This is a genomic window from Streptomyces sp. NPDC012794 (genome assembly GCF_042901085.1).
In the GTDB taxonomy this organism is placed as follows: Bacteria; Actinomycetota; Actinomycetes; order Streptomycetales; family Streptomycetaceae; genus Streptomyces.
The window spans coordinates 147865-167022 of sequence record NZ_JBIBCI010000008.1 but is presented as its reverse complement, the minus strand read 5'-3'; the positions used below and the strand labels follow the sequence as shown (position 1 = coordinate 167022).

The 19158-nt window shown below is 71.1% G+C and carries 17 protein-coding genes and 2 tRNA genes; 6 read left to right on the top strand and 13 right to left on the bottom strand.

The window, feature by feature from the left end:
* The first annotated feature begins 39 nt into the window (after nucleotides 1-39).
* Complete coding sequence (locus ACFY7H_RS17440) at nucleotides 40-996, top strand: hypothetical protein (protein ID WP_388938921.1); 957 nt, start codon at nucleotides 40-42, stop codon at nucleotides 994-996.
* Nucleotides 997-1060: 64 nt separating this feature from the next.
* On the opposite strand, the gene clpX is transcribed toward ACFY7H_RS17440, so the two are convergent.
* From clpX to ACFY7H_RS17415, 5 genes are all read right to left on the bottom strand, one after another.
* Nucleotides 1061-2347, bottom strand: coding sequence for an ATP-dependent Clp protease ATP-binding subunit ClpX (gene clpX / locus ACFY7H_RS17435; protein WP_388938919.1), 1287 nt, complete (start codon nucleotides 2345-2347; stop codon nucleotides 1061-1063).
* 153 nt (nucleotides 2348-2500) lie between these two features.
* Entirely contained in the window at nucleotides 2501-3154 is a 654-nt protein-coding gene (locus tag ACFY7H_RS17430; protein ID WP_361601710.1) for an ATP-dependent Clp protease proteolytic subunit, read from the bottom strand.
* A 103-nt stretch (nucleotides 3155-3257) separates the two neighbouring features.
* Nucleotides 3258-3875 (bottom strand): ATP-dependent Clp protease proteolytic subunit, encoded by a 618-nt coding sequence (locus ACFY7H_RS17425; RefSeq protein WP_388938917.1) that lies wholly within the window; start codon nucleotides 3873-3875, stop codon nucleotides 3258-3260.
* 286 nt (nucleotides 3876-4161) lie between these two features.
* Nucleotides 4162-5544, bottom strand: coding sequence for a trigger factor (gene tig / locus ACFY7H_RS17420; RefSeq protein WP_388938915.1), 1383 nt, complete (start codon nucleotides 5542-5544; stop codon nucleotides 4162-4164).
* Nucleotides 5545-5719: 175 nt separating this feature from the next.
* Nucleotides 5720-5796: transfer RNA gene (locus tag ACFY7H_RS17415), tRNA-Pro, on the bottom strand.
* A 177-nt stretch (nucleotides 5797-5973) separates the two neighbouring features.
* Here ACFY7H_RS17415 and ACFY7H_RS17410 point away from each other — a divergent pair.
* Nucleotides 5974-6044: transfer RNA gene (locus ACFY7H_RS17410), tRNA-Gly, on the top strand.
* A 91-nt stretch (nucleotides 6045-6135) separates the two neighbouring features.
* On the opposite strand, the gene ACFY7H_RS17405 is transcribed toward ACFY7H_RS17410, so the two are convergent.
* The 5 genes from ACFY7H_RS17405 to ACFY7H_RS17385 form a co-directional block, all read right to left on the bottom strand.
* Nucleotides 6136-6330: a hypothetical protein gene (locus ACFY7H_RS17405; protein WP_388938914.1), complete on the bottom strand. Its 195-nt coding sequence runs from the start codon at nucleotides 6328-6330 to the stop codon at nucleotides 6136-6138.
* A gap of 185 nt (nucleotides 6331-6515) precedes the next feature.
* Nucleotides 6516-6971 (bottom strand): HD domain-containing protein, encoded by a 456-nt coding sequence (locus tag ACFY7H_RS17400; protein WP_388938912.1) that lies wholly within the window; start codon nucleotides 6969-6971, stop codon nucleotides 6516-6518.
* Entirely contained in the window at nucleotides 6968-8353 is a 1386-nt protein-coding gene (locus ACFY7H_RS17395; RefSeq protein WP_388938911.1) for a pyridoxal phosphate-dependent decarboxylase family protein, read from the bottom strand. The genes ACFY7H_RS17400 and ACFY7H_RS17395 overlap by 4 nt, the downstream gene beginning before the upstream one ends.
* A 292-nt stretch (nucleotides 8354-8645) precedes the next feature.
* Nucleotides 8646-9437: an ABC transporter ATP-binding protein gene (locus ACFY7H_RS17390; RefSeq protein ID WP_388938909.1), complete on the bottom strand. Its 792-nt coding sequence runs from the start codon at nucleotides 9435-9437 to the stop codon at nucleotides 8646-8648.
* A gap of 114 nt (nucleotides 9438-9551) precedes the next feature.
* Entirely contained in the window at nucleotides 9552-10694 is a 1143-nt protein-coding gene (locus ACFY7H_RS17385; RefSeq protein WP_388938908.1) for a PP2C family protein-serine/threonine phosphatase, read from the bottom strand.
* A 117-nt stretch (nucleotides 10695-10811) separates the two neighbouring features.
* Here ACFY7H_RS17385 and ACFY7H_RS17380 point away from each other — a divergent pair, with 117 nt between their 5' ends.
* Nucleotides 10812-12047, top strand: a complete 1236-nt coding sequence (locus ACFY7H_RS17380) for a GNAT family N-acetyltransferase (protein ID WP_388938906.1) — start codon at nucleotides 10812-10814, stop codon at nucleotides 12045-12047.
* 55 nt (nucleotides 12048-12102) lie between these two features.
* Here ACFY7H_RS17380 and ACFY7H_RS17375 read toward each other — a convergent pair whose 3' ends face one another.
* Both ACFY7H_RS17375 and ACFY7H_RS17370 read right to left on the bottom strand, forming a co-directional pair.
* Nucleotides 12103-12909, bottom strand: coding sequence for an Fpg/Nei family DNA glycosylase (locus ACFY7H_RS17375; protein ID WP_388938904.1), 807 nt, complete (start codon nucleotides 12907-12909; stop codon nucleotides 12103-12105).
* A gap of 58 nt (nucleotides 12910-12967) precedes the next feature.
* Nucleotides 12968-13456: a ribose-5-phosphate isomerase gene (locus ACFY7H_RS17370; RefSeq protein ID WP_388938902.1), complete on the bottom strand. Its 489-nt coding sequence runs from the start codon at nucleotides 13454-13456 to the stop codon at nucleotides 12968-12970.
* Between the two features lie 219 nt (nucleotides 13457-13675).
* On the opposite strand from ACFY7H_RS17370, the gene ACFY7H_RS17365 reads away from it, so the two are divergent.
* Nucleotides 13676-15112 carry an amino acid permease gene (locus ACFY7H_RS17365; RefSeq protein ID WP_388938901.1) on the top strand — a complete coding sequence of 479 codons (1437 nt, stop codon included), beginning with the start codon at nucleotides 13676-13678 and terminating at the stop codon, nucleotides 15110-15112.
* Nucleotides 15113-15187: 75 nt separating this feature from the next.
* Here the strand turns inward: ACFY7H_RS17365 and ACFY7H_RS17360 are convergent, their stop codons facing one another.
* On the bottom strand, nucleotides 15188-15772 hold the full coding sequence (locus ACFY7H_RS17360) for a biotin transporter BioY (protein ID WP_388938899.1): 585 nt from the start codon (nucleotides 15770-15772) through the stop codon (nucleotides 15188-15190).
* A 313-nt stretch (nucleotides 15773-16085) separates the two neighbouring features.
* Between ACFY7H_RS17360 and ACFY7H_RS17355 the strand changes: the two genes are divergently transcribed.
* Nucleotides 16086-17474, top strand: a complete 1389-nt coding sequence (locus tag ACFY7H_RS17355; protein ID WP_388938898.1) for an amino acid permease — start codon at nucleotides 16086-16088, stop codon at nucleotides 17472-17474.
* Nucleotides 17475-17619: 145 nt separating this feature from the next.
* Nucleotides 17620-19047 carry an amino acid permease gene (locus ACFY7H_RS17350; RefSeq protein ID WP_388938896.1) on the top strand — a complete coding sequence of 476 codons (1428 nt, stop codon included), beginning with the start codon at nucleotides 17620-17622 and terminating at the stop codon, nucleotides 19045-19047.
* The last annotated feature ends 111 nt before the right edge of the window (nucleotides 19048-19158 follow it).

The window sequence follows — 19158 nt, the reverse complement described above, 5'->3', positions numbered from 1 at the left end:
GTGTGAAACGGATAAGCAAACCTCACAGGGGGACGCGGGATGAGTTACAACCAGCCGGGGCCGTACGGCCAGCAGCCACAGCAGCCGGGCCCCTACGGGCAGCAGCCGCCGCAGCCGTACGGCCAGCCCCCTCAGCAGCCCGGCTACGGCTACCCCCAGCAGGCCCCGCCGCCCCCGCCGGCCTACCCGCAGCAGGGCGGCTACCAGACCCCTCCCCCGCCCCCGCAGCCCCCGTACGGCCAGCAGCCCCAGCCGCCGGCGTACGGCTACCAGACGCCGCAGCAGCCCCAGCCCGCGTACGCACCCCCGCCGCAGCCCCCGAAGAAGTCGAAGGCGGGCCCGATCATCGCGGTGGCCGTCGCCGTGGCCGTGATCGCGGGAGCCGGCTGGTGGTTCCTGGGCGGCGCGGGCGGCGCGGTCTCCGACGCCACGAAGGGCTACAAGCTGGTCGCGCCGCAGTCGGTGGGCGAGTTCCAGAAGAACCCTAAGTACGAAGAGAAGCCCATCAGCGACAAGGACAAGCAGGAAGCCGAGGCCGTCGGCATCAAGAACCCCACCCAGGTGGGCATGAGCTACATGGCCGGCGACCCGAAGAATCCGCTCACGCAGAAGGGCATCAACTTCAGCGGCGTCTACGGCGACATCGCCGACCCGGAGAAGTCAGTCGACGCCTACTTCGCCATGTTCAAGATGAACGCCGCTCAGAAGAACGACAAGTCGACGGTCGAACTGGTCGGCAGCCCGAAGGAGATCACTCCCGAAGGGTTCGACGGCGCCGTGCTCAAGTGCCAGGAGATCAAGGCGACTCCGAAGGACCCGAGCAAGGGAATCAAGGAGTTCACGCTGCCCGTCTGCATCTGGGGGGACTACAGCACCCTGGCCGCGGTCAGCGCCAGCGACGCCGTCTCCATCCTCGCCGGCAAGCCCGGCTACACCCTGGAGCAGACCGCCGACTTCACGGCGAAGCTCTACAACACCGCCCGCGTCAAGAAGTAACCGCGGCCACCCACGCAGAAGGGGCGCTCCCGGTCGGGAGCGCCCCTTCTGTATGCCCTTGCCGCTACGCCGACTTCTCGTGCGGGCCCTGGTCCTTCGGGACGATGCGGGGGACCAGCGTCGGGTTGACGTTGGAGCGGACGACGTCGGCGCTGATGACCACGCGGGCCACGTCCTTGCGGGACGGGACCTCGTACATCACCGACATCAGGACCTCCTCCATGATGGCGCGCAGGCCGCGCGCGCCCGTCTGGCGGAGGATCGCCTGGTCGGCGATGGCCTCGAGGGCCTCGCGCTCGAAGTCCAGCTCGACGCCGTCGAGTTCGAACAGGCGCTGGTACTGCTTCACCAGGGCGTTGCGCGGCTCGACCAGGATCTGGAGGAGGGCTTCCCGGTCCAGGTTGTGCACCGAGGTGATGACGGGGAGGCGACCGATGAACTCGGGGATCATCCCGAACTTCACCAGGTCCTCCGGCATGACCTCCTGGAACTGGTCGCTCGCCTCGATCTCGCGCTTCGAGCGGATCGTCGCCCCGAAGCCGATGCCCTTGGCGCCCGCACGCGACTCGATGATCTTCTCCAGGCCGGCGAAGGCGCCGCCCACGATGAAGAGCACGTTCGTCGTGTCGATCTGGATGAACTCCTGGTGCGGGTGCTTGCGGCCGCCCTGCGGCGGGACCGACGCCGTGGTGCCTTCCAGGATCTTCAGGAGGGCCTGCTGGACGCCCTCGCCCGAAACGTCGCGCGTGATCGACGGGTTCTCGCTCTTGCGGGCGACCTTGTCGATCTCGTCGATGTAGATGATCCCGGTCTCGGCCTTCTTGACGTCGTAGTCAGCCGCCTGGATCAGCTTGAGCAGGATGTTCTCGACGTCCTCGCCCACGTAACCCGCCTCCGTCAGCGCCGTCGCGTCGGCGATGGCGAACGGGACGTTCAGCATGCGGGCCAGGGTCTGGGCCAGCAGGGTCTTGCCGGAGCCCGTGGGGCCCAGCAGGAGGATGTTGGACTTCGCGAGCTCGATCGCGTCGTCACGGCCCTGCGCGCCGCCGTTCTCGCCGGCCTGGACGCGCTTGTAGTGGTTGTACACCGCTACCGAGAGCGCCTTCTTCGCCGGCTCCTGGCCGACGACGTAGCTCTCCAGGAACTCGTAGATCTCACGGGGCTTGGGGAGTTCCTCCCACCGGACCTCGGAGGTCTCCGCGAGTTCCTCTTCGATGATCTCGTTGCAGAGGTCGATGCACTCGTCGCAGATGTACACACCGGGTCCTGCGATGAGCTTCTTCACCTGCTTCTGGCTCTTTCCGCAGAACGAGCACTTGAGCAGGTCGCCGCCGTCACCGATGCGTGCCACGAGGTGCTTCCCCTTCGCCTGGGAGACGCCTGGTTCAGCGCTCCTGGTGCCTCATATCCGACGGTACCTTGCCGGGGGCCCCGTTCGGGGCCCCCTTGACGCGGTTCACATCGCAGAATCCTGCGGTGCGGCCACGCCGAGTGGCGGCAAGGATCAGACCGCGTTCATCTTGCGGGTCGAGACGATCTGGTCGATCAGCCCGTACGCGAGCGCGTCCTCGGCCGTGAGGATCTTGTCGCGCTCGATGTCCTCGCGGATCTTCTCGATCGGCGTGGACGAGTGCTTGGCCAGCATGGTCTCCAGCTGGTCGCGCATGCGCAGGATCTCGTTGGCCGCGATCTCCAGGTCGGAGAGCTGCTCGCGGCCGGTGCCGCCGGAGGGCTGGTGGATCAGCACACGGGCGTTCGGCAGGGCCATGCGCTTGCCCGGGGTGCCGGCGGCGAGCAGGACCGCGGCGGCGGAGGCCGCCTGGCCCATGCAGACCGTCTGGATGTCCGGCTTCACGAACTGCATCGTGTCGTAGATGGCCGTCAGCGCGGTGAAGGAGCCACCGGGGCTGTTGATGTAGATCGAGATGTCGCGGTCCGGGTCCATCGACTCCAGGCACAGCAGCTGCGCCATGACGTCGTTGGCCGAGGCGTCGTCGATCTGCACGCCGAGGAAGATCACGCGCTCCTCGAAGAGCTTCGCGTACGGGTCGTACTCGCGCACGCCCTGCGAGGTGCGCTCGACGAAGCGCGGGATGACGTAGCGGTTGTCGACCTGGGGGCCGGAGTAGAGGCCGCTCGCGGAGAAGTTGTTCTGCATCTGGGTGTTCACCGTCCTGGTGGCGTTCTGCGGGCTGGGGGTGCCTGGCTCGGGCGGGCTGGCGTACGGGGCCCCGTTCGGGCCCCCGCGCGCCGGGCCGGGATCAGGCCCCGGTGCCGCCGCCGCCCGGGACCAGGGACGCGGCGGAGATGATCTCGTCGATGAGGCCGTACTCCTTGGCCTCCTCCGCCGTGAACCAGCGGTCGCGGTCGCCGTCGCGGATGATCGCCTCCACGGTCTGGCCCGAGTGGTGAGCGGTGATCTCAGCCATGCGCTGCTTGGTGCGCAGCAGGTACTGGGCCTGGATCTTGATGTCCGAGGCGGTGCCGCCGATACCGGCGGAACCCTGGTGCATCAGGATGTCGGTGTTCGGCAGCGCGAAGCGCTTGCCGGTCGCGCCGCCGGTGAGGAGGAACTGGCCCATGGAGGCCGCCATGCCCATGCCGATGGTGACGACGTCGTTCGGGATGTACTGCATGGTGTCGTAGACCGCCATGCCCGCCGTCACGGAGCCACCGGGGCTGTTGATGTACAGGTAGATGTCCTTGTCCGGCTCGGCCGCCAGGAGCAGGAGCTGCGCCGTGATCTTGTTCGCGATCTCGTCGTCGACCTGCTGGCCGAGGAAGATGATGCGTTCGCCGAGCAGCCGGTTGTAGACATGGTCGCCGAGGCCGCCACCGATGGACGGCTCACCCGCGGCGTAAGGCTTCAGATTCGTCACGTATCCACCTGCTCGTCTCCGACGGCCACATGCCGTCTCAGCGTCTCGTTCTGGGGCGCGGACCTACCGGGGGGCGATGCCCGCCGACTTCGGGTACTCCCGTGCCCTCGTATTCATGGACCCTAACGCGCAGGTAGGACAACGCCATCCCGCTTCCCGAACTGTTCGCTCGGAGCGCAAGGTCCCGAGCCCTTCGCGGGGGCATGCGGAAGGGCCCGGACGCGGCTGCGTCCGGGCCCTTCGGGGCACTGCTCAGGGGGCTCCGCCGGGGCGTCGCCCCGGGGTGTTACTTGGCCTCGTCGGCCGGCGCCTCGGCGTCGCCCTCGACGGCCTCGGCGGCCGCCTCGGCCTCGTCCTCGTCGTCGGAGAGGTCGACGACCTCACCCTTGGTGTCGACGACCTTGGCGGCCTCGACGACGACCGCGAGGGCCTTGCCGCGGGCGACCTCGCCGACCAGCATCGGGACCTGGCCGCCCTCGACGACGGCCTGGGCGAACTGGTCCGGGGACATGCCGGAGGACTGCGCGCGGCGCATGAGGTGCTCGGTGAGCTCCTCCTGGTTGACGCCCAGCTTCTCCTTGTTGACCAGCGCGTCGAGGACGAACTGCGTCTTGATGCCCTTGACGGCCTGCTCGGAGGTCTCGGCGTCGAACTCCTCGACCGTCTTGCCCTGGATCTCGAGGAACTTCTCGAGGTTCAGGCCCATCTGGCCGAGCTGGTGGTGCTCCAGGTTGTGCTTGCGGGTCTGGACCTCGTCCGCGAGGAGCTTCTCGGGGATCGGGACCTCGACGAGCTCCAGCAGCTTCTCCAGGACGCGCTCCTGGGCCTGCGTGGCCTGGTCGTACTGCTTCATGTTCTCGAGGCGCTTGCGGCTGTCCGCCTTCAGCTCCTCCAGGGTGTCGAACTCGCTCGCCATCTGGGCGAACTCGTCGTCCAGCTCCGGCAGCTCGCGGGCGGAGACCTTGGTGACCTTGACGGTGACCTCGGCGTCCTTGCCCTCGGCGGAGCCGCCCTTCAGCTGCGAGGTGAAGGTGGCCTCGCCGCCGGCCTCGAGGCCCTTGACGGCCTCGTCGATGCCGTCGAGGAGCTCGCCCGAGCCGATGGTGTAGGAGACGTCGGTGGCGACACCGTCCGCGAGGACCTCGCCGTCGACCTTGGCCTCGAGGTCGATGGTGACGACGTCACCCTCGGCGGCGGCGCGCTCGACGTCCTTGGTGGACGCGAAGCGGTTGCGCAGCTGCTCGACCGACTTCTCGACGTCCTCGTCCGAGACCTCGACCGCGTCGACCTCGACCTCGATGCCGGAGTAGTCCGGGATCTCGATCTCGGGGCGGACGTCCACCTCGGCGGTGAAGGCCAGCAGCTCGCCGTCCTTCAGCTCGGTGATGTCGACCTCGGGCTGGCCCAGCGGGTTCAGGTCGGCCTCGTTGACCGCCTCGGTGTAGAACTTCGGGAGGGCGTCGTTGACGGCCTCCTCCAGCACCGCACCGCGGCCGAAGCGCTGGTCGATGACCCGGTTCGGGATCTTGCCCTTGCGGAAGCCCTTCACCGTGACCTGCTGGTTGATCTTCTTGTACGCCGCGTCGAGGCTGTCCTTGAGCTCCTCGAAGGGCACCTCGACAGTGAGCCGAACCCGAGTCGGGTTCAGGGTCTCCACGGCGCTCTTCACGGTTCGGTCTCCTTGTGGCTGACTGCTTGGGGTTCTGCCGGCCCGCTGTGATTCAGCGGCCTCGGCGGATTTCGGCCCGGCATCAGACACACGGGCACGCAGCTTGCATAGTAACCGCAAGCGGCAATCAGCCCACAACGCGATCTTCGGAGATCCCGGTGGCGGGCGGTACTGGTGGTCGGGGTGGCCGGATTCGAACCGACGACCTTCCGCTCCCAAAGCGGACGCGCTACCAAGCTGCGCCACACCCCGTCGGTGCGACACGTAGGGTACATGCCCGGAGACCCTCCGACGCCCCGGTTTTCCCCGGCGGGCGCACGCGCGCGCGGAGCGGGCCGGACACGGCGGGAAAAGCGGTGTGCACTCCCCCCGCGCGACCCGCTAGGATGCTGTCCGTGCCGCGGTCCCCGGACCTGCGGCGCGCATGTTGCGGGTGTAGCTCAATGGTAGAGCCCTAGTCTTCCAAACTAGCTACGCGGGTTCGATTCCCGTCACCCGCTCTCCATGACTCGGGGCCAGGCGCCGGAGATTTCTCTCCGCCCTGGCCCTGAGACGTTTTCCGGGCCCGGAGGGCCCCGCGGAAGGGCCGCGTCAGAGCTTGATGCCCGCGATGGTGTCCGCGAGGGAGTTCAGGAAGCGGTTGACGTCCGGGGCGATGGAGCTGGACGCGAGGAAGAAGCCGAAGAGGACCGCGACGATGGCGGGGCCGGCCTTGATGTGGCCGCCGCGGATCAGGATCACCAGGATGATCGCCAACAGAACCACCACTGACAGCGAAATGGCCACTACTGATCACACCTTCGGTCGTCCCCTGGCCGGCCCGGCGCGCGCGGTCGCGCGCGCCCCACTTGCACCATCCTCCCACCAACCGGCCCCCACTATCCGCCTCGTGACGAATCGCCATGATGTCTTTCCCGCCGGGCGGGCGCAGATCCGGCACATATGGGGCGGAGCGGGACCGGGGGCCGGTTTCAGGGCGGGGTGATGCCGAGGAGGGAGCGGACGCGGGCGTACTTCGCGGTCAGCCGGTCCCGGGTCGGCGCGTCCAGTACGGACAGGCGTACCGGGTCGGCGTTGTGCGCGAGGTCGGCTTCCTTGACGAGGAGGGCGCCGGGGGTGGCGAGGACGCGGGCGGCGTATTCCTCCAGTGGTTCCCCGGGGCGTTTGGTGAGCGCCAGGACCATGTCCTTGACCTCCTGCGGCAGGGCGGCCTCGGCGAGCTGTGCGGGGCTGAGCGCGTCGTCCTCCACCGAGTCGTGGAGCCAGGCCGCGGCCTGCTGGGCGGGGGTGCCGCCGCGCAGGCGGACGCCTTCGGCCACGGCGGCCAGGTGCTCGGCGTAGGGCCGGCCGGCCTTGTCGGTCTGGCCCTCGTGCGCGGAGCGGGCGAGGGCCTCCACCTCGGTGAGGGTCAGGGAGCGGTCCGTCATGCGATCTCCTCGGCTGCCGTGCGCAGGGCCTCGGCGACGCGGTGGACGTCCGCCGGTGTGGTGCGCCAGTTGGAGAACGCGGCGCGCAGGGCCGCGGTTCCCCCGTAGACGGTGGGGGTGACGAAGACGTCGGCGGCGACGGCCTCGCGCAGGGCGGTCAGCCGCTCGGGGGTGGGGGCTTCGGCGAGGGTGAAGCAGACGACGTTGAGGCGGACCGGGGACAGGAGCCGGAAGGCCGGGTCCCGGTCGAGGCGTTCGCCGAGGGAGCGGGCGCAGGCGATGTCCCGTTCGACGATCTCCCGGTGGCCCTCGCGGCCGTACGCGCGGAGGGTGAACCAGGCGGCGAGGGCCCGCAGCCGGTGGGAGTTCTCGGGGGTGAGGTGGACCAGGTCGGGGTCGGGGCCGAGGGGGCCGAGGTAGGCGGCGGCGTTGGCGAAGACCCGGGACTGGAGGTCGCGGCGGCGGGTGAACTGGACGGCGCTGTCGTAGGGGACGTTGAGCCACTTGTGCAGGTCGGCGCAGACGGAGTCCGAGGCGTCGAGGCCGGCGACGAGGTGCGCGTGTGCGGGGGTGAGGGCCGCGAAGGCGCCGAAGGCGGCGTCGGTGTGGAGCCAGAAGCGGTGGCGGTCCTTGAGGGCGGCGACGGCGCGGAGGTCGTCGAAGTCGGCGGTGTTGACGGTGCCGGCGTTGGCGACGACGACCGCCGGGCCGGGCGTGCCGGCCAGGGCCCGGTCGAGGGCGGCGGGGTCGACGGCCTCCCGGCCGGGGAGGGTCGGCACGCGGACGAGGGCGGAGCGGCCGAGGCCGAGGACGGACAGGGCCTTGGCGATGGAGGAGTGCGGGGCGCCGGAGAGTACGCGGACGGGGCCGAGAGCGGCGGCCCCGTCCTCGGCCGGGGAGACGCCGAGGTGTTCGCCGAGCCATTCGCGGGCGATGGCGAGGCCGACGGTGTTGGACAGGGTGGCGCCGCTGACGAAGGTGCCGGTGTGGGCGGCGGAGAGACCGAAGAGCTCGCGCAGCCAGCCGACGGTCTCGCGTTCGAGGTGCTGGCCGGCGCCGTCGAGCGTGGAGTTGGAGTTCTGGTCGTGGGCGGCGGTCAGCCAGTCCCCGGCCAGGGCGGCGGGGGTGGCGCCGCCGGTGACGAAGCCGAGGTAGCGGGGTCCGGCGGAGGCGGAGAGGCGGGGTGCCCAGCGGGCCCGGAAGTCGGCGAGGGCGGCTTCCGTGCCGGTGCCGTGCTCGGGAAGGGGCGCGGGCGGCGGCGCGTCCCCGGGCGGTACGACGGGGCGGTCTTCCAGGGTGGTGAGGGCCTCGGCGGCGGCGCGGCGGGTGGCGTCGAGGAGTTCGGGGAGGCGTGCGAGGTCGGCGGCGAGCGTGCGGTCCATGGGCGGGACGGTAGACGCCGCCCGGGCCGGGCGACCGGGCCAATCGGCGGTGAGTGGCCCGGCGGAACCGGGGGCGGCGTTGGGGGGCGAGGTGCTCGGCGGGGGCGGTCCCCCGGCGGTCCCGACGGCGGGCACGGGGCGGGCGGGCACGGGACGGCGTACGGGCGGGCGGGCAGGGGGCGGCGTACAGGGCGGCGGGCACGGGACGGCGTACGGCGGGCGGGGGGCCTACAGGCGGCGGGTCCGGGCAGGCGGCGCCGGCGGCGGACGGGCCGTGGTCGTCGGGCTTGCCCTACGCCGCTGCCGGTGCCGGGTAGCCCGGGCGGGTCGTGAGGGTGGTCATGCGGGCGGCGATCCGCTGGGCGGAGGTGCGCGGGAGGCGGTCCGCGATGAGGCCGTCGGCGAGGAAGAGCACCTGGTCGGCGTGGGCGGCGGCGGACGGGTCGTGGGTGACCATGACGACGGTGGCACCGAGGGAGTCCACGGCGTCGCGGAGCAGGCCGAGCACCTCGGCGGCGGTGGTGGTGTCGAGGGCGCCGGTCGGTTCGTCGGCGAAGACCACGTCGGGCCGGGTGACCAGGGCCCGGGCGATGGCGACACGCTGCTGCTGTCCGCCGGACAGTTCGACGGGGCGGCGCCGGCCCTTGCCCTCCAGCCCGACCCGGGCGAGCAGTTCCGCGGCGCGTGCCCGGTCCTGGCGGCCGCCGCCGAGGCTCATCGGGAGCAGGACGTTCTGCTCGACGGTCAGCGAGGGCAGCAGGTTGAAGGCCTGGAAGACGAAGCCGAGGCGGCTGCGGCGCAGCGCGGTGAGTTCGTTCTCGTTCATGGCGGTGATCTCGGTGCCGCCGAGCCGGACGGAGCCCTCGGTGGGGACGTCGAGTCCGGCGGCGCACTGGAGGAAGGTGGACTTGCCGGAGCCGGAGGGGCCCATGACGGCGGTGAAGCTGCCGCGCGGGAGGGTGAGGTCGATGCCGCGCAGTGCGTGGACGGAGGCGGCGCCGCGTCCGTAGACACGTCGTACTCCGCGCAGTTCCACGGCGGGGCCGGTCTCCTCGTCGTGTCGCCTGGTCCGCCTGAACGCCATGGTGTGCCGCCTTCCGTACCGGTGTCCGCTGGTGTCCCCGACGCTACGGAGCGGCGTGCGGGGGCGGCCATGGAGCGGCCCGGCGGACGGCTGGTGGGGTAAACCCCACCCCGGTCAGGGCGAGCGGCGGATGAGGAGCAGGGCCCGGTCGTCGTTGACGTCCTTGGCGACCTTCTCGATGAGGTGCCAGGCGGCGCCCTCCCAGCCGGCGGCGACGTACCGGTCGGCTTCGCCGGTGAGCCGGTCGATGCCCTCGCTGATCTCGCGGTCGGCGGTCTCGACGAGGCCGTCGGTGAAGAGCATGAGGACGTCGCCGCTGCGCAGGTTGCCGCGGGCGGGTGCGAATTCGGCGCCGTCGTAGACGCCGAGCAGCGGGCCCTCGCCGGTCACCTCCTGCCAGCGGCCGGTGCCGGCGGAGAGCTGGAGGGCGGGGAGGTGTCCGGCGGACAGGAGTTCGTAGTCGCCGGTCTCCAGGTCGAGGACGAGGTGGATGGAGGTGGCGAAGCCTTCCTCCCAGTCCTGGCGGAGGAGGTAGCCGTTGGCGGCGGGGAGGAACTGCTGGGACGGCAGGGCGCCGAGGAGGCCGCCGAAGGCGCCGGAGAGGAGGAGGGCGCGGGAGCCGGCTTCCATGCCCTTGCCGGAGACGTCGGTGAGGACGACTTCCAGGGTGCGGCCGCCGTTGGTGCGGGCGGCGACGACGAAGTCACCGGAGAAGGACTGGCCGCCGGCCGGGCGCAGGGCCATCTCGCGGTGCCAGCCGCGCGGGAGGGCGGGCAGCTTGCTCTGTACGCGGATGCGTTCGCGCAGGTCGAAGAGCATGGTGCCGCCGCGTCTCCACGGGACGCCGACGCGGCTGCGGAACTGGGCGATGACCAGTCCGAAGAATCCGCAGGCGGCGACCACGAGCACGGTCCCGGGGGTGACCCGGGCGGGTCCCTGGGTGTACGGGCCGAGGACGAGGGCCTCGACGATCAGGGCCGCCGCGGCCGCGGCATACAGCCCGAGCAGGCTGGCGGGGCGCAGCAGGAGGCCGCCGGCGACGATGGGCAGGACCAGGGCCGCCGGGGAGAACCAGACGGGCATGAGCAGGGTGCCGCAGGCTATGGCGGGTACGGTCAGGAGGAGGCCGGCGAAGGCCAGCCAGTCGGAGGCGTCCCCGCGGAAGTAGTCGACTGCGGATTTGCGCAGGGCGGTGCGCGCCCGGTGCGACAGCATGCGCATCCGGGCCGTGAACGTCTCGACGCGTGCTCCGGCCATTGCTCCGGGACCATATCCATCCTGGCTGTGGCCGCGCAGGGGGACCCCCGGACCAATGGCGCTTCGCGGGGCGAAAACCCTTCGACCGCGACGGAACGCGCGCGTGACGATGGCCGCATGGCACTTGAGATGAGGGTTTTGAAGCAGGATGACTGGGATGTCTGGTTCCGGCATCTGGAACTGGCGTTCGGCGGCGTCTCCGAGCCCGCCCCGGCCCGGGAGCTCTTCCGGTCCCTGACGGAGCTCGACCGTTCCCTCGGCGTCTGGGACGGCGAGGACTGCATCGGCTCCGCTTCGGCCTTCGGCTTCCGCCTCTCGGTGCCGGGCGGGGCCCTGGTCCCGGCGTCGGGCGTCACCATGGTCGGGGTCGCGCCGACCCACCGCAGGCGCGGGGTGCTCACCTCGCTGATGCGGCGCCAATTGGACGACATCCGTACGGGTGAGGAGCCGGTCGCCGTACTGACGGCGTCGGAGCCGGAGATCTACGGCCGCTTCGGGTACGGGACCGCCGCGTACTCCACGGCCGTCGACATCGACACCACCCGGGTACGCCTCTCCGTGCCGTCGGGGACGGACGGGGTGCGGCTGCGGCTCGTGGACCCGGAGAAGGCCCTGCCGGACTGCGAGCGGGTCTACGCCGCCCTGGTAGCGGGGCGGCCGGGCATGCTCGCGCGGCAGCCGGGCTGGGAACGGCACGCGCTGCTGGACGCGCCGGAGCACCGGGAGGGGGCGTCGCCGCTCACGTGCGTGGTGGCGGAGGGTCCGGACGGCGAGGTGACCGGGTACGCCCGCTACCGGGTCAGGCCGGACTGGGAACTGACCGGCTCGGACGGCAAGGTCGAGGTCGCCCAGGTGGACGCGCTGGACCCGGCGGCGTACGCGGCGCTGTGGCGCTACCTCTTCGAGATCGACCTGACCTGGCACGTACGGGCGTACGCGCGGCCCGTCGACGATCCGCTGCTGCACCTGGTGAGCGACGTCCGGCGGGTCCGGGCGAAGCAGCGCGACGCGCTGCACCTACGGCTGGTGGACCTGCCGGCGGCGCTGGAGGCGCGGGCGTACGGGGCCGCGGTGGACGTGGTGGTGGAGGTGGAGGACGCGTTCTGCCCGTGGAACACCGGGCGGTGGCGGCTGTCCGCCGACGGGGACGGCGCGGCGCGGTGCGCGCGCACGCGGGACGCCGCCGACCTGGCCCTGTCGGTGCGGGAGCTGGGCTCGGCGTACCTGGGCGGGATCACCCTGACCTCGCTGGCGGCGGCGGGGCGGGTGCGCGAGCTGCGCCCGGGCGCGCTGCGGCAGGCCTCGCGGGCCTTCGCCGGTGATGTGGCGCCCTGGCTGCCGCACGCGTTCTAGGCCCCGTCGTCAAAGTAGCGCCGACCAGGCGGGATTTGACGACAGGGCCTGAGGGCTACCGCCGCTGGCAGGTGGGGCACCAGAAGAGGTTGCGGGCGGCGAGGCCGGCGGTGCGGATCTCGCCCCCGCAGATGTGGCAGGGCATGTTCGCCCGCCGGTAGACGTACACCTCGCCGCCGTGGTCGTCCACCCTGGGCGGGCGGCCCATGGCCTCGGGCAGGTGCTCGTCGCGGACGGTGTCGATGCGGTTCTTGCGGACGCCCTCGCGCATCAGCACCACCAGGTCGGCCCACATCGCGTCCCACTCGGCGCGGGTGAGGTCCTTGCCGGGCCGGTAGGGGTCGATGCCGTGCCGGAAGAGGACCTCGGCGCGGTAGACGTTGCCGACGCCCGCGACGGTCTTCTGGTCCATCAGGAGGGCGGCGATCGTGGTCCGGCTGCGGGAGATCCGGGCCCAGGCGCGGGCCGGGTCGTCGGCCGGGCGCAGCGGGTCGGGGCCGAGGCGGTCGTGTATCGCCTTCTTCTCGCCCTCGCCGATCAGGGCGCAGGCGGTGGGGCCGCGCAGGTCGGCGTAGTGGTCCTCGTTCAGCAGGCGCAGCCGGACCGTATCGGTCGCCGGCGGGGCCGGGGCGGTGCCGAAGCCGAGCTTGCCGAAGAGGCCGAGGTGGATGTGGATCCAGGCGTCACCGAGCTCCAGGAAGAGGTGCTTGCCGTGGGCCTCGGCGCCCTCCAGCTCGCGCCCGTCGAGCAGGGCCGCGCTCTCGGCGAAGCGGCCCTGGGGGCTGCTCACCCGTACGGGGCGGGCGGCGAAGCGCTCGGTGTGGTCCTGGGCGAGGCGGTGGATCGTATGCCCCTCGGGCACGGCGGTGCTCCTCCATCGGTGCGTGCCGCCGGACGGGCGTGTCCGGCGGCACGGGGTCCTACTGGTCCTGCGGGTGGTGGGCCGGGATTGGGGGGAGCTCGCCGGTGGTCTCGTACGCGGAGAGCATGTCGATGCGGCGCGTGTGGCGCTCCTCGTCGGAGTACGGGGTCTCCAGGAAGGCCTCGACGAAGCGGGTGGCGTCCTCCTGGGAGTGCATCCGGCCGCCGACGGAGATGACGTTGGCGTTGTTGTGCTCGCGGCCGAGCTTCGCGGTCTCCACGCTCCAGGCGAGGATGGCGCGCACGCCCTTGACCTTGTTGGCGGCGATCTGCTCGCCGTTGCCGGAGCCGCCGATCACGATGCCGAGGCTGTCGGCGTCCGCGGCGGTCTTCTCCGCGGCGCGGAGGCAGAACGGCGGGTAGTCGTCCACGGCGTCGTAGATGTGGGGCCCGCAGTCGACGGGCTCGTGGCCGTTGTTCTTGAGCCAGTCCACCAGGTGGTTCTTGAGCTCAAAGCCGGCATGGTCGGATCCGAGATACACGCGCATGGGTCGAGTGTGGCATGCGCGGCTCCGGAGGACGGCGGAGGGGTGTCGCATAAATCACTTCTAAACCTCAAGTAAACCCAAAGAACGCAGACGGGAGGGGTCGGGACCTTGGTCCCGGGTCAGGCGCCTTGGGTAACTATCGGAAGAAGGTCTTCCGTGCTGGCCGGAAATCGGGTTTGAATGCCGGAACTCTCCACCCGAGAACCTAAGGATTCGTCCATGAGCACCACGACGACCCTTCAGAAGGCAGGCGACCCGACCGGCGACCCCGGTTCCGCCACGCCCTCCGACGGTCTCAAGGCCGGTCTCAAGAACCGCCACCTCTCCATGATCGCCATCGGCGGTGTCATCGGCGCCGGGCTCTTCGTCGGCTCCGGCGGCGGCATCGCCAAGGCCGGCCCCGCCATCCTGATCTCGTACGCCCTCGTCGGCGCGATGGTCGTCTTCGTGATGCGGATGCTGGGCGAGATGGCCGCCGCCAGCCCGAACTCGGGCTCCTTCTCCGCGTACGCGGACCGGGCGCTGGGCCGCTGGGCCGGTTTCTCCATCGGCTGGCTGTACTGGTTCTTCTGGGTCGTCGTGCTCGCCGTGGAGGCCACCGCGGGTGCCGCCATCCTGGAGAACTGGATCCCGGCCGTCCCGCAGTGGGCCTGGGCGCTGATCGTGATGGCGGTGCTGACCGTCACGAACCTCGGCTCGGTCGCCTCCTACGGTGAGTTCGAGTTCTGGTTCGCGGGCATCAAGGTCGTCGCCATCGGCGCGTTCGTGGTCGTCGGCATGCTGGCCGTCTTCGGCATGCTGCCGGGCTCGGACAACCCGGGCGCGGGCTTCGCGCACCTGACCGACACCGGAGGCTTCTTCCCCAACGGGTACGGGGCCGTCCTGACCGGTGTGCTGATGGTCGTCTTCTCCTTCATGGGCAGCGAGATCGTCACCCTCGCCGCCGGCGAGTCGGAGAACCCCCGCAAGGCGGTCACCCAGGCCACCAACTCCGTCATCTGGCGGATCGGCGTCTTCTACCTCGGCTCGATCTTCATCGTGCTGACGCTGCTCCCGTGGAACGACAAGTCGATCACCGAGAAGGGCTCGTACGTCGCCGCCCTGGACTCGATCGGCATCGCGCACTCCGGCACGATCATGGAGGTCATCGTCCTGACCGCCGTGCTGTCCTGCCTGAACTCGGGCCTCTACACCGCCTCCCGCATGGCCTTCTCGCTCGGTGAGCGCGGTGACGCCCCGAAGGCGTTCGCCAAGGTCAACGCCAAGGGCGTGCCGGTCGCCGCGATCCTGGGCTCCACGGTCTTCGGCTTCGTCGCCGTCTACTTCAACTACGCCTTCAAGGACACGGTCTTCAACTTCCTGCTGAACTCCTCGGGTGCCATCGCGCTCTTCGTCTGGCTGGTGATCTGCTTCACCCAGCTGAGGATGCGCGGGATCCTGGTCCGCGAGGCGCCGGAGAAGCTGACCGTCAAGATGTGGCTCTTCCCGTGGCTGACCTGGGCCACCGCCGCACTGATCATGTGCGTGATCGGCTACATGTTCGTGGACGACGCGAACCGCGAGGTGGTCACCCTGTCCACCCTGGTCGCCGCCCTCGTCGTGGCCGTCGGCGTGGTGCTGGACTTCCGCCGCAAGCGGGCCGCGCTGCGGGGCTGAGCCCTGACCGCCCCCCGCACGACAGAGCCCGGCCCGCCGTCACTGGCGGGCCGGGCTCCGGCGTACGGGGGGCGGTCAGCCGCGGCGGCCGGCCAGCTTCCAGACGGCAGGCAGGGCGCCCATCGCGAGGGCGGCCTTGAGGGCGTCGCCGATGAGGAACGGGACCAGGCCCTTGGCGACGGCGGTCTCGAGGGACATCCCGGTGACGGCCATCAGGTACGGCACGCCCACCGCGTAGATCACCGCGGAGCCCAGCGCCATCGTGCCGGCCATGCGCAGCACCGAGCGGTCGCCGCCGCGCCGCGCGAGGGCCCCGACGAGGGTGGCGGCGAGCAGCATGCCGAGCACGTAGCCGAAGGTCGCGCCGCCCGCGCCGGAGCCGCCGTTCGCGAACCACGGCACGCCGGCCATGCCGACCAGCACGTAGAGCGCGAGCGAAAGGAAGCCGCGGCGGGCGCCGAACGCGGTGCCGACGAGGAGGGCCGCGAAGGTCTGACCGGTGATCGGGGCGGCCAGGCCGTCGACCGGGACGGAGATCTGCGCGGCCAGGCCGGTGAACGCGGCTCCGCCGGCCACGAGGGCGGCGTCCTTGACGCGGCTCGCGGGCAGCAGATCGGCGAGGACGGCGCCGGGCCGGAAGGAGACGGAAGCGGTGCTCATCGAAGGCTCCGGAGGGTGGGGTGGTCGGGCAGGTCACCGCGACGTTAGCCGCCGGCCAACGACCGCCCCACCATCGACCGGGACAAAGCCGTACTGTCCGGTTTGGTGGAGACCGCACAAAGGCGCGGCCTTACACCCGCGTTGAAGTGATCCCGATCACGGGCCACATTCGATGGCACATCCTTTTTGCTCCCGGGGGGCCCTCCAGCCAGACTGTAGGTTCCCGCCAATCCCGCTGGATACCCCTGGATTCCCCGCCCGTCCCTTGCGCAGCCCCCGGCGTCGCTTGCCTACCGAGAGTACGAATCTGCTCATGCGCGAAGACCTGTCCGTCACCGGGAGCGAGCTGCCCCCGGAACCCCTCAGCCACAGCCTCAAGCAGCGTCACCTGACCATGCTGGGCCTCGGCGGCGTGATCGGCGCCGGCCTCTTCGTCGGCTCCGGCGCCGGCATCGGGATCGCCGGCCCCGCGATCATCTGCTCGTACCTGCTCGCCGGCGTGCTCGCCATGCTGGTGATGCGGATGCTCGGCGAGATGTCCGCCGCGATGCCCGCCTCCGGCTCCTTCTCCGTGTACGCGGAGAAGGCCCTCGGGCGCTGGGCCGGCTTCTCGGCCGGCTGGCTGTACTGGTTCCTGCTGGTGGTGGTGCTGGCCGTGGAGGCGACCGGCGCCGCGAACATCGCGCACGGGTGGGTGCCCTCGGTCGACCAGTGGCTGTGGGTGCTGATCTTCATGGTGGTCTTCACCCTCAGCAACCTGGCCGCCGTACGGAACTTCGGCGAGTTCGAGTTCTGGTTCGCCGCCCTCAAGGTCGGCGCGATCGTGCTGTTCCTGATCCTGGGCACCCTGGCGGTCTTCGGCCTGCTCCCCGACACCGAGCCGGTGGGCATGGCCAACCTGACCGGGCAGGGCGGCTTCTTCCCGGCCGGGGTCGGCGGGGTGATCGCGGGGATGCTGGCGGTGGTCTTCGCCTTCGGCGGTCTGGAGGTCGTCACCATCGCCGCCGCCGAGTCGGACGACCCGGCCAGGTCCGTGTCCCGCGCGGTGCGCAGCGCGGTGTGGCGCATCCTCTTCTTCTACGTCGGCTCGATGCTGGTCATCGTGAGCCTGCTGCCGTGGGACTCGCTGGAGCCCGGTGAGAGCCCGTACGTCGCCGTCCTCGACTCGATCGGGATCCCGGCGGCCGGCCAGATCATGAACATCGTGGTGTTCGTGGCGCTGCTGTCGGCGCTGAACGCCAATCTGTACGGCTCCTCGCGCATGGTGTTCTCGCTGGCCGAGCGGGGCGAGGCGCCGAAGTCGCTGCTGAAGGTGTCGGGCAGCGGGGTGCCGACGCGGGCGGTGCTGGCCTCGGTGGCCTTCGGCTTCGTCTCGGTGGTGCTGAACCTGCTGTGGCCGGACACGGTCTTCCTCTACATGCTCAACGCGGTCGGCGCGGTGCTGCTGTTCGTGTGGGCGCTGATCGCCGTCTCGCAGCTGCGGCTGCGGCCCCGGCTGGAGCGGGACATGCCGGAGCGGCTGACGCTGCCGATGTGGGCCTTCCCGTACCTGACATGGGCGGCGCTCGTCGGCATGGCGGCGGTGCTGGTGCTGATGCTGTTCGACGACTCGGCGCGGCCGCAGTTGCTGTGGTCCTCCGGGGCTGCGGCCCTGGTGCTGCTGGTGGCGTGGTACCGGGAGGCGCGGGACCGGCGGTCCTGACGCCGCGACAGACGTGCCGCGGGCCCGGGACTTCGGTCCCGGGCCCGTTCCGCTTTCCGGGGCGGGGCGGTCACGTCCGGTGAGAGTGGTGTCCGGATAGTGGACCGACGGCGTCCGATAAACGGACGATCGGCAGACTGGCCCCATGAGTCAGAGCACCACCACCGCACCTCCCGGACAGCAGGCCCCGACGGCCGCAGGGGCCGGGTCGCCCCTCGGCAACGGCCTCAAGCAGCGCCACCTCTCGATGATCGCCCTCGGCGGGGTGATCGGCGCCGGCCTCTTCGTCGGCTCCGGCGCCGGCATCGCGGCCGCCGGCCCCTCGATCGTGCTGGCGTACGCCGCGTCCGGGCTGCTCGTGATGTTCGTGATGCGGATGCTCGGCGAGATGTCCGCCGCCAACCCGGCCTCCGGTTCCTTCTCGGTGCACGCCGAGCGGGCGGTCGGGCCCTGGGCCGGTTTCACGGCGGGCTGGATGTTCTGGACCCTGCTGGTCGTGGGCGTGGCCATCGAGGCGATCGGCGCGGCGCACATCCTGGCGGGCTGGTTCCCCGGCACCCCGTCGTGGATGTGGGTGCTGGTCCTGATGGTGGTCTTCACCGCCGCCAACCTGGGCGCCGTCTCGCGCTTCGGCGAGTTCGAGTTCTGGTTCGCCGCCCTCAAGATCGGCGCCATCGCGCTCTTCCTCGGGCTGGGCGTGCTCGCCGTCCTCGGCCTGCTGCCCGGCACCTCCTCCCCCGGCGCGGACAACCTGCTGCACGACGGCGGCTTCCTGCCCAACGGGGTCGACGGCCTGCTGGTCGGCCTGCTCGCCTCGGTCGTCGCGTACGGCGGACTGGAGACGGTGACCATCGCGGCCGCCGAGTCCGAGGACCCGGTCAAGGGCGTGGCCCGGGCCGTGAGGACCACCATGTGGCGGATCGCGATCGTCTACGTCGGCTCGATGCTGGTGATCGTGACCCTGCTGCCCTGGAACGACCCGGCCGTCACCGAGCACGGCCCGTACGCGGCGACCCTGGACCACCTGGGCATCCCGGCCGCCGGCCAGATCATGAACGTGGTGATCCTGATCGCCCTGCTGTCCGCGATGAACGCCAACATCTACGGCTCCTCGCGCATGGCCTACTCCCTGGTCGCGCGCGGCCAGGGCCCCCGGGCGCTGGGCAAGGTCTCGGGCGGGGTGCCGCGCCGGGCGGTGCTCGCCTCCGCGGGCTTCGGCTTCGTCACCGTCCTGCTGTCCTACTGGTACCCGGACACCCTCTTCGCCTGGCTGCTGAACATGGTCGGCGGGGTCATCCTGGTCGTCTGGGGCTTCATCGCCGTCTCGCAGTACGTGCTGCGCCGGCGCCTGGAGCGCGAGGCCCCCGGCAAGCTGGTCGTGCGGATGTGGGGCTTCCCGTACCTGACCTGGGTGGCGCTGGCGGGCGTCGCGGGCGTGCTGGTGCTGATGGTCCTGGGCGAGGACACCCGGGTGCAGGTCGTCTTCACCGGCGGACTGACCGCGGCCCTGGCGGCGACCGGGTACGTGATGCAGCGCCGGCGCGCCGCCGCCGGGAAGTCCGCTCAGAGGTAACACCCCTGCCCGACGGCACGTCAGAGGCCGGGTCCGTGCGCACGCACGGGCCCGGCCTCCGGCGTTCGGGCGGTGCGCACAGGAGAGGTGACCCTTACTCGTGGAGCCGGA

Coding starts and splice junctions, on each gene's coding strand:
- ACFY7H_RS17430 (WP_361601710.1), bottom strand. CDS start 3,154: ATGCAGAACAACTTCTCCGCGAGCGGCCTCTACTCCGGCCCCCAGGTC.
- ACFY7H_RS17365 (WP_388938901.1), top strand. CDS start 13,676: ATGAGCACCACGACGACCCTTCAGAAGGCAGGCGACCCGACCGGCGAC.
- ACFY7H_RS17380 (WP_388938906.1), top strand. CDS start 10,812: ATGGCACTTGAGATGAGGGTTTTGAAGCAGGATGACTGGGATGTCTGG.
- ACFY7H_RS17400 (WP_388938912.1), bottom strand. CDS start 6,971: ATGACGGACCGCTCCCTGACCCTCACCGAGGTGGAGGCCCTCGCCCGC.
- ACFY7H_RS17440 (WP_388938921.1), top strand. CDS start 40: ATGAGTTACAACCAGCCGGGGCCGTACGGCCAGCAGCCACAGCAGCCG.
- ACFY7H_RS17360 (WP_388938899.1), bottom strand. CDS start 15,772: ATGAGCACCGCTTCCGTCTCCTTCCGGCCCGGCGCCGTCCTCGCCGAT.
- ACFY7H_RS17390 (WP_388938909.1), bottom strand. CDS start 9,437: ATGGCGTTCAGGCGGACCAGGCGACACGACGAGGAGACCGGCCCCGCC.
- ACFY7H_RS17395 (WP_388938911.1), bottom strand. CDS start 8,353: ATGGACCGCACGCTCGCCGCCGACCTCGCACGCCTCCCCGAACTCCTC.
- ACFY7H_RS17355 (WP_388938898.1), top strand. CDS start 16,086: ATGCGCGAAGACCTGTCCGTCACCGGGAGCGAGCTGCCCCCGGAACCC.
- ACFY7H_RS17370 (WP_388938902.1), bottom strand. CDS start 13,456: ATGCGCGTGTATCTCGGATCCGACCATGCCGGCTTTGAGCTCAAGAAC.
- ACFY7H_RS17385 (WP_388938908.1), bottom strand. CDS start 10,694: ATGGCCGGAGCACGCGTCGAGACGTTCACGGCCCGGATGCGCATGCTG.
- ACFY7H_RS17350 (WP_388938896.1), top strand. CDS start 17,620: ATGAGTCAGAGCACCACCACCGCACCTCCCGGACAGCAGGCCCCGACG.